This is a genomic window from Arsenophonus sp. ENCA (assembly GCF_002287155.1).
In the GTDB taxonomy this organism is placed as follows: domain Bacteria; phylum Pseudomonadota; class Gammaproteobacteria; order Enterobacterales; family Enterobacteriaceae; genus Arsenophonus; species Arsenophonus nilaparvatae.
In genome coordinates this window covers 1-7,628 of sequence record NZ_NHNG01000758.1, presented here as the reverse complement: position 1 = coordinate 7,628, position 7,628 = coordinate 1, and the positions used below count along the sequence as shown (strand labels likewise).

8 protein-coding genes are annotated in these 7,628 nt (G+C 38.5%); 2 read left to right on the top strand and 6 right to left on the bottom strand.

Annotation, left to right across the window (positions count from 1 at the left end):
- Positions 1-155 precede the first annotated feature (155 nt).
- The gene (locus CBG25_RS19650; RefSeq protein ID WP_290608758.1) at positions 156-395 is read right to left on the bottom strand and encodes a Cox family DNA-binding protein; all 240 of its coding nucleotides are present in this window, start codon (positions 393-395) and stop codon (positions 156-158) included.
- Between the two features lie 198 nt (positions 396-593).
- Between CBG25_RS19650 and CBG25_RS19645 the strand changes: the two genes are divergently transcribed.
- Complete coding sequence (locus tag CBG25_RS19645) at positions 594-1,094, top strand: helix-turn-helix transcriptional regulator (protein WP_290608756.1); 501 nt, start codon at positions 594-596, stop codon at positions 1,092-1,094.
- Between the two features lie 149 nt (positions 1,095-1,243).
- Here the strand turns inward: CBG25_RS19645 and CBG25_RS19640 are convergent, their stop codons facing one another.
- The 5 genes from CBG25_RS19640 to zipA all read right to left on the bottom strand — a co-directional run bounded on the left by CBG25_RS19640 (position 1,244) and on the right by zipA (position 6,599).
- Positions 1,244-1,384, bottom strand: coding sequence for a hypothetical protein (locus CBG25_RS19640; protein WP_290608754.1), 141 nt, complete (start codon positions 1,382-1,384; stop codon positions 1,244-1,246).
- Between the two features lie 450 nt (positions 1,385-1,834).
- A complete protein-coding gene (locus CBG25_RS19635) occupies positions 1,835-2,050 on the bottom strand; it encodes a DUF3820 family protein (protein ID WP_290608753.1) in 216 nt (71 codons plus the stop codon).
- An 88-nt stretch (positions 2,051-2,138) separates the two neighbouring features.
- Positions 2,139-3,323: a nucleoside transporter C-terminal domain-containing protein gene (locus CBG25_RS19630; protein WP_290608751.1), complete on the bottom strand. Its 1,185-nt coding sequence runs from the start codon at positions 3,321-3,323 to the stop codon at positions 2,139-2,141.
- Positions 3,324-3,535: 212 nt separating this feature from the next.
- Positions 3,536-5,548, bottom strand: coding sequence for an NAD-dependent DNA ligase LigA (gene ligA, locus CBG25_RS19625; protein WP_290608749.1), 2,013 nt, complete (start codon positions 5,546-5,548; stop codon positions 3,536-3,538).
- A gap of 67 nt (positions 5,549-5,615) precedes the next feature.
- Positions 5,616-6,599, bottom strand: a complete 984-nt coding sequence (zipA, locus tag CBG25_RS19620; protein ID WP_290608747.1) for a cell division protein ZipA — start codon at positions 6,597-6,599, stop codon at positions 5,616-5,618.
- A 182-nt stretch (positions 6,600-6,781) separates the two neighbouring features.
- Here zipA and cysZ point away from each other — a divergent pair, with 182 nt between their 5' ends.
- The gene (gene cysZ / locus CBG25_RS19615) at positions 6,782-7,579 is read left to right on the top strand and encodes a sulfate transporter CysZ (protein ID WP_290608745.1); all 798 of its coding nucleotides are present in this window, start codon (positions 6,782-6,784) and stop codon (positions 7,577-7,579) included.
- The last annotated feature ends 49 nt before the right edge of the window (positions 7,580-7,628 follow it).

Sequence of the window (7,628 nt, the reverse complement as noted above, 5' to 3'; positions counted from 1 at the left end):
TTTAGTTTTCTCATTGAAATAGGTACTGTTGGCATAGGTATTCTCTACCCTCATATGGCAAAGAATACAGTTCAACACACCTGTGATAATTAGAATAACATTGATGGAGATCACCGAATAACAAAATGGGCCAAAAGTGATCTCCATCGATGTTATTAAGCGATCTGGTTAAATGTTATTAGCTGATCTCCATCAATGTTATTGGGTGATCTGCATGCATGGTAATATGCAACTCTAGCGTTCGGTTTATCTGGATCTCCCATATCAACCACCGGCAACTTGTTGTTGAGGATCATTTTTCTAACAGCGATTTCCGATTTGCCAAAAAGCTCAGAAAACTTCTCTACGCTGATTGCATCAAGCGGATATTTAACTTCGTAGTCATTCTTAATCATCTGATCCTCAATACTCCAAAGTGCTTCCAGGTACTTCTAAGTCGCTCTAAGTCCTTTAAGTCTCAAAACAGAGCTTGACATCTGTTATGCTTAACACTGGGTGCATTTGCCATGATTTGCCCAGCTTTAGGCTGGGTTTTAGGCTTTTGCTGCATAAACATCTCCTTTAAAGGATATCAAATTAAGGATAATCTCCTCATGGGAATCTTGTCAACTAATTATGCGAAAAAACTTTTAAGTATTAGAAAAATGGAGGGATTAACGCAAATGCGTTTTTCAGCTCTTACAGGAATCTCTCTAAGCATGATAAGGAACTACGAAACCGGACAAAAACCAGCTAGAGCGGAGGTAATGGAAAAGGTATTAAAAACAGAAATGTTTAAAAAATACACAATGTGGTTATTGCATGACGAAGAAATTTCTATGAACGATCAAGTTACAACCACAGTAAGACAGTCTGAAGCAGACATACTAAAAGTAGATAAGGCAACAAAAGATATTTTTATTGAAATACCATCATTACAATCCAGCCTTCATAGTATTATGAATAATATATCAAAACTTAATAATGATGAGTTAACGGAACTATCTACAGTTATTTCTCGAAGAGGAGCTCTGTTCTTGCTAGATCTCTTAGACCCAGAAAATCAAGTACTTTTAAATTTGCGGGAAAGAAAAAACGGGCGGCCCTGCGTCTAGAATCTATGGGCGAGGAGCAGTTCAGAGAGATTTTATCCAAAATTGAAACAAATACAGACTTACCTCAAGAAGAGATAAATGTACTTACAAAAAAAACAGCAGGTTAAGATATCCTCATCTTCAGATAATTATTTGAAGGTGGGAATCTTTCAAAATAATAGTTTATTTAGTTCATCATCTGTCAAACCAGTAGATGCTTTTATAATTTGCCGATCAACACCATTAGCAAATAATTGCCTTGCTAGTTGGCGTATCGCTTCTTGACGGCCTTTTTCTAAGCCCTGCTGCAATCCCTCGTTAACCCCATCCTGTAGGCCTAGCTGGTAGCCTTTTTGTTCGCCGTCTTGCTGGCCTAGCTTGCTTCCGTAAGCTAGCTATTGATTTCACCCTTCACGCTATCCACTTTCCCATGCTTGCACCTAAGCTAACGGATGGTTTGCTTCTCGGTCTCGATTATAGTAGATCGAAGAGGCGAGTGTGTAGATTTAACAACAGGGCTTTAACTGGGGGAAAGTTGTGTGTCAATTTTGTGACAGTGCTTTAGCACATCTACGAATACATAAGGATAAAATTTTATAACTCATAGGATAAGAAAACAAATAAGTATTTGATATAAAAATAAAAAGTAGATGTGCTACGCTGCATGGCATGCAAGAGGTCAGCGGTTCGATCCCGCTTAACTCCACCAAATTTAAATTCCAGCCAATTTAGATGTAATCAATATTAAACCCCATTACTTACTATAAATGCTTGAGTGGCTTAACTAAGTTATCTAGCCCTTCCACTTTGACTGTTAACGTCATTTCCATTAAATAACCTAGTCTTCCTTGAGGAAATTCACCTTTACGTGCAAACCAAAGTAAATATTCTTCGGGTAAATCAATCAAAACCCGTCCTTTGTATTTACCGAATGGCATAACGGTATTAGCAATATCGATCAGATCCTGTTTCTGCATGCAGAATTCCACTATATTATTGGTTAATAGAACCAAACACGGCATTCGTTAATCAAGAATTCCGCTTTACAAACATACTGTCAAATTATCACAAAACTAATCCCGTTATTGCTGCCGATAAGAAACTGACTAGCGTGGAGCCATATAATAATTTTAAGCCAAAGCTAGAAACAACATTTCCCTGCTTTTCATTGAGCACTTTTATTGCTCCTGCAACAATGCCTATTGATGAAAAGTTAGCAAAAGAAACTAAAAAAACCGACAAAATACCTACTGAACGAGGGGATAATTCAGCGGCAATTTGTTTCAAGTATCCCATAGCGACAAATTCATTAGATACTAATTTGGTGGCCATAATACTACCTACTTTAAGTGCATCTTCAGCAGGTATACCCAAGATCCATGCTAATGGATAAAACACATAGCCCAAACAATCCTGAAAGCTTATTCCTATCACTGCACTGAAAATGGCATTAATTCCAGCGATAATCGCAATAAATCCTATCAACATTGCCGCCACAATCAAAGCAACTTTAAAACCAGCCAGAATATATTCGCCTAACATTTCAAAAAAACTTTGTCCATCATGAAGATGACTGACTTGAATATCTTCTTCTTCGTCAACCGAATAGGGATTAATTAATGATAGAATAATGAATGTACTAAACATATTCAGGATCAGCGCCGCAACGACATACTTAGGATCAAGCATTCCCATATAGGCGCCTACAATCGCCATAGAAACCGTCGACATGGCTGTTGCTGCCATCGTATACATACGACGTGGTGACATTCGACTCAATATATCTTTATATGCAATAAAGTTTTCTGACTGACCAAGGATTAATGAACTGACCGCATTAAAAGATTCCAGTTTTCCCATACCATTAACTTTAGCCAGTAATGTTCCTATTATTTTAATAATAAAAGGTAGCACTTTGATATGTTGCAGGATGCCAATTAAAGCTGAAACAAAAATAATTGGACATAATACTTGCAAAAAGAAGGTAGCGAGATTTGCGTCCATCATACCACCAAATACAAAATCAGTTCCTGCTGCGGCATAAATCAATAAATAGTCAAAAAATTTAGCAAATCCAGCCACAAATCCCTGACCAATATCTGAATTGAGGAAGAACCAGGCTAATATTAACTCAATAACTAATAGTTGAAAAACATAGCGAATGCGAATACTAGCACGATCGCTACTGGTTAAAATCGATAACCCACCAATAAGAATAATGGATAAAAGAAAGTGAAAAACGGCAGACATAAATATTTCCAAGTAGGTTTTTAATTTAACAAATAGTTATATTATTTTATGTAATAGAAAATAATCGGGCGTAATTTTAATCACTAAAAACCGTATTAAGTAGGTAATTTAGTGATTTAACTTGCTGATAGCTAATTGATGATGAATAAAACGATTACGAAATCAAAGCAGTCAACATCCTGCGAATTACTACGCCGAAAAACCATAAAAGATTAATGTTCTTGTAGTAACTCCATTAAGTCATCCTCATTAATAATTTTTATTCCTAACTCATTTGCTTTTGCCAATTTAGAACCAGCAGCTTCACCTGCGATCACCAGATCGGTTTTTTTAGAAACACTGGCAGTGACCTTTGCGCCAAGTAATATTAATTTGTCTTTAAGCTCATCACGCGTTAAAGGATTTAATGTACCGGTTAATACTAGTGTTTTGCCGGTAAATGGACTATTGGTTTTCTTAACTGGTATAGCTGGCCAGCTAATACCAATTTCGTTCACTAATTCATTAACAACATCGCGATTATGTTGTTCGTGAAAAAAATTGATAATATGCTTTGCTACTATCTCGCCAACATCGGGTACCTTTTTTAGCGACTCTATATCTGCTGACATGAGTGAAGTTAACGTCGCATAATGTGTCGCCAAATTGCCCGCCGTTGCTTCGCCAACTTCCCGAATACCCAACGCATAAATAAAGCGGGCTAATGTGGTTTGTTTGGATTTATCAAGCGCATTAATTAGATTTTGTGCAGATTTTGGCCCCATACGCTCTAATCTGGCTAAAATATCAGGATTTAAACGGTAAAGATCGGCCGCTGTGGTTACATACTCTTTATCAACCAATTGATCAATAATCTTATCACCCATGCCCTCAATATCCATTGCTCGGCGCGAAACAAAGTGCTTCAAGGCACCCTTACGTTGTGCGGCACAAATTAAACCACCAGTACAACGGATCACAGCCTCACCTTCGATACGTTCAATGGCTGAACCACAAACCGGGCAGTGAATAGGAAACCGAATTTCTCTGCTATCAGTAGAACGTCTTTCAGTAAGCACATTAACAATCTGCGGGATCACATCACCAGCTCTACGAATAACGACGGTATCTCCAATGCGTATACCTAAACGTTCTATCTCATCAGCATTGTGCAATGTTGCATTGCTTACCGTGACTCCTGCAACCTGAACAGGCTCTAATCGGGCAACTGGTGTAATAGCTCCGGTACGTCCTACTTGAAATTCAAGATCATGAAATAAAGTTATCTGTTCTTGAGCAGGAAATTTAAATGCCGTAGCCCAACGAGGAGCTCGAGCAACAAAACCAAGCTCTTCTTGCAGCGACAACGGATCCACTTTAACAACGACACCATCGATATCAAAACCTAAGCCTAAACGCTCTTGCTCAATTTGATGGTAATAGGCTAAAACTTGTTGGCTATTTTGGCAAAGTGCTACCTTATCACTAACGGGTAAGCCCCATTTTTTAAACTGGATTAGACATTGATATTGGCTAGCAGGCAATTGTCCACCCGCTAACAAACCAAAACCATAACAAAAAAAGGCTAATGGCCTTTTGGCAGTAATACGAGGATCTAGCTGACGCAATGAACCTGCTGCGGCATTACGTGGATTGGCAAAAATTTTACCATCATTACGCCGAGCTTCTTCATTCAGTTTTTCAAAACCGCGATGAGTCATAAAAACTTCACCACGAATTTCAATACGGGCAGGAATATTATCGCCGGTTAAACGGAGCGGAATTGCTCGAATGGTACGAATATTAGCCGTAATATTTTCGCCTGTTGTACCATCACCACGCGTCGCAGCCTGCACCAGTTCGCCATGTTCATATAACAGGCTAACCGCCAAACCATCTAATTTAAGTTCACAACAAAATGTCAACTGGCTATTATTTTTTAAACGATCATGTACTCGTTTATCAAAGGCTAAATAACTCTCTTCATCAAAGACGTTATCTAATGACAGCATCGGTATTTCATGGCGTACCTGCTCAAAAGCCGTTAATGGCGCAGCACCAACCCGTTGTGTTGGCGAATCAGCAGTAATCCATTCTGTATGCTCAGCCTCCAATTTTTTCAATTCCTGCATCATCCGATCATATTCTGCATCGGGTATTTCAGGCGTATCTAATACATGATAAAGATATTCATGATGCCGTAATTGCTGTTTAAGCCGAGCAAGATAATTTTGTTGTTCTTTCATTATTCACCATACAACTAAAGACAAAACCCCCCGCTATCACGGGGGTCGATTACTAATCATCTAATATTTAAGTTAATGCTTTTCTAATTCGGCTATGATATTCCTCTATCATTTGGGGTGTCAGCATTTTGCGATCCTCATCAAGCACGACACCACCAACATCAGCCGCAATACGTTGTGCTGCTTGCAACATCAATTTGAAGTTTTGTGCTGAGTCACCATATGAAGGTACCATCATAAATATAGATATACCCGGAGTGGTGAAATCAGACATGGCCTCTGGCTCAAAAGAACCGGGTTTCACCATATTGGCTAAGCTAAATAAAATCTGCCCAGAACCAGAAGGATCAACATGACGATGAAAGATCTGCCTTTCACCAAACTGAAAACCCGATTGAAAAATACTTTGTAACAACAGATCACCGCCTAAAACTTGACCTTGCAGTGCCGCAACATGTAAAACAACAACAATATCCTTTTTATCAGCTTCATCAGCTAAGTTACTTTGTTGTTTTTCACCATCTGGATGTTCAACTCCACCAACAGCCCGTTGGCTGCTTTCTGCTGTGTTTGCTACGAAAGCGTCTTCCCTTTCTTCACTATTAATTGAACTTAGCGCAGGCTCAGAAATCTCAAGTTCAAGCTGTTTAGTCTGAACGCTCTTTTCTTGCTTAGCACGAGATCCAATTTCTACTTCAGTATCAGCTAGATGTGGATCATCGTTAGGTGTTTTCACTACCTTAGATGATTCAGATTTTCGGGAAGCAAATTGTTCATTTGCCTTCTGACTCGTCAATTTAGATGCTGATTGTTGTGCCTCCATCATTTTATCGCCAAGGGATGGATCGCCTGCACTCTCAGGTGTATCCTGATTAGGTTGTTTACGGCGCTTCATAGGGCGATCTTTAAATAGCTTCGAAAGCTCTTTACCACTTGTCCAAAAGCCATGTAACAGTAAAGCTATTATAGCTATCGCACCAACGACCACTAATATTAGACGCAAATCCTGCATCGCTCTATCTCTGTTGTTTGAAAAAATAATCGCCACCATGGCGGTATCATTATATTAAGAGTATTTGCCAATAACGTTAAGTGCAACCCTCTACATAATTTTCTTACAAAAAGTTAGATATTTATTCTTTTTTCGCTGTTTTTTTAGCCAACAAAAGACTAGCCAGCTAAAAATCCTATCTATATGATACAAGATCAAACCTAAAGGAGATAATATGAAGTATGATTAATTCAATAAAATCACTAAAAACTGCGAATGGTTTCTATTATTTTGCTCAGGGATGGCAGCTAGTTACTCGTCCAGGAATAAGAGGTTTTGTTATCTTACCCTTATTAGCAAATATTATTTTACTCGGTAGTGCCTTTTGGTGGCTTTATAGCAAATTAGGCGATTGGATCCAAACATTACTTTCTTATGTTCCCAGTTGGATGCAGTGGTTAAGTTATCTAATACGGCCTATTGCGGTGATCTCTATTTTACTTATATTTGGCTACTTCTTTAGTACTATCGCCAATTTTATTGCTTCTCCTTTTAATGGCTGGTTAGCTGAAAAATTGGAAGCCGAATTAACAGGAACTCCCGCGCCCGATACCAGTTTTGCGGTACTTATTGCCGACATACCGCGGATCTTAGCGCGCGAAGTAACAAAATTATATTACTACCTTATTCGTGTTATTCCATTGCTGATCCTGTTTTTCATTCCCGGTATTGCTCAGACAATCGCACCAATTTTATGGTTTTTATTTGGTGCCTGGATGATGGCAATTCAATATTGTGATTATCCTTTTGATAACCATAAAGTAAAATTTGATCAAATGAAGTTGGCACTTGCCAATAATCGAACAACCAGTATCCAGTTTGGTGCAATAGTCAATTTGCTGACGATGATCCCTATTATCAATCTAGTTATCATGCCCGTCGCAATCTGTGGTGCAACAGCATGCGCCAATTCCCAAACGAAATGCAACAAAGTAAATCCTTGGTCATACATAGATAAAATTACTGTAATGACCCCATAAGAGATACTGTTGTATGAAGGGAAAACATTTGAACTTACATGAGCGTTTT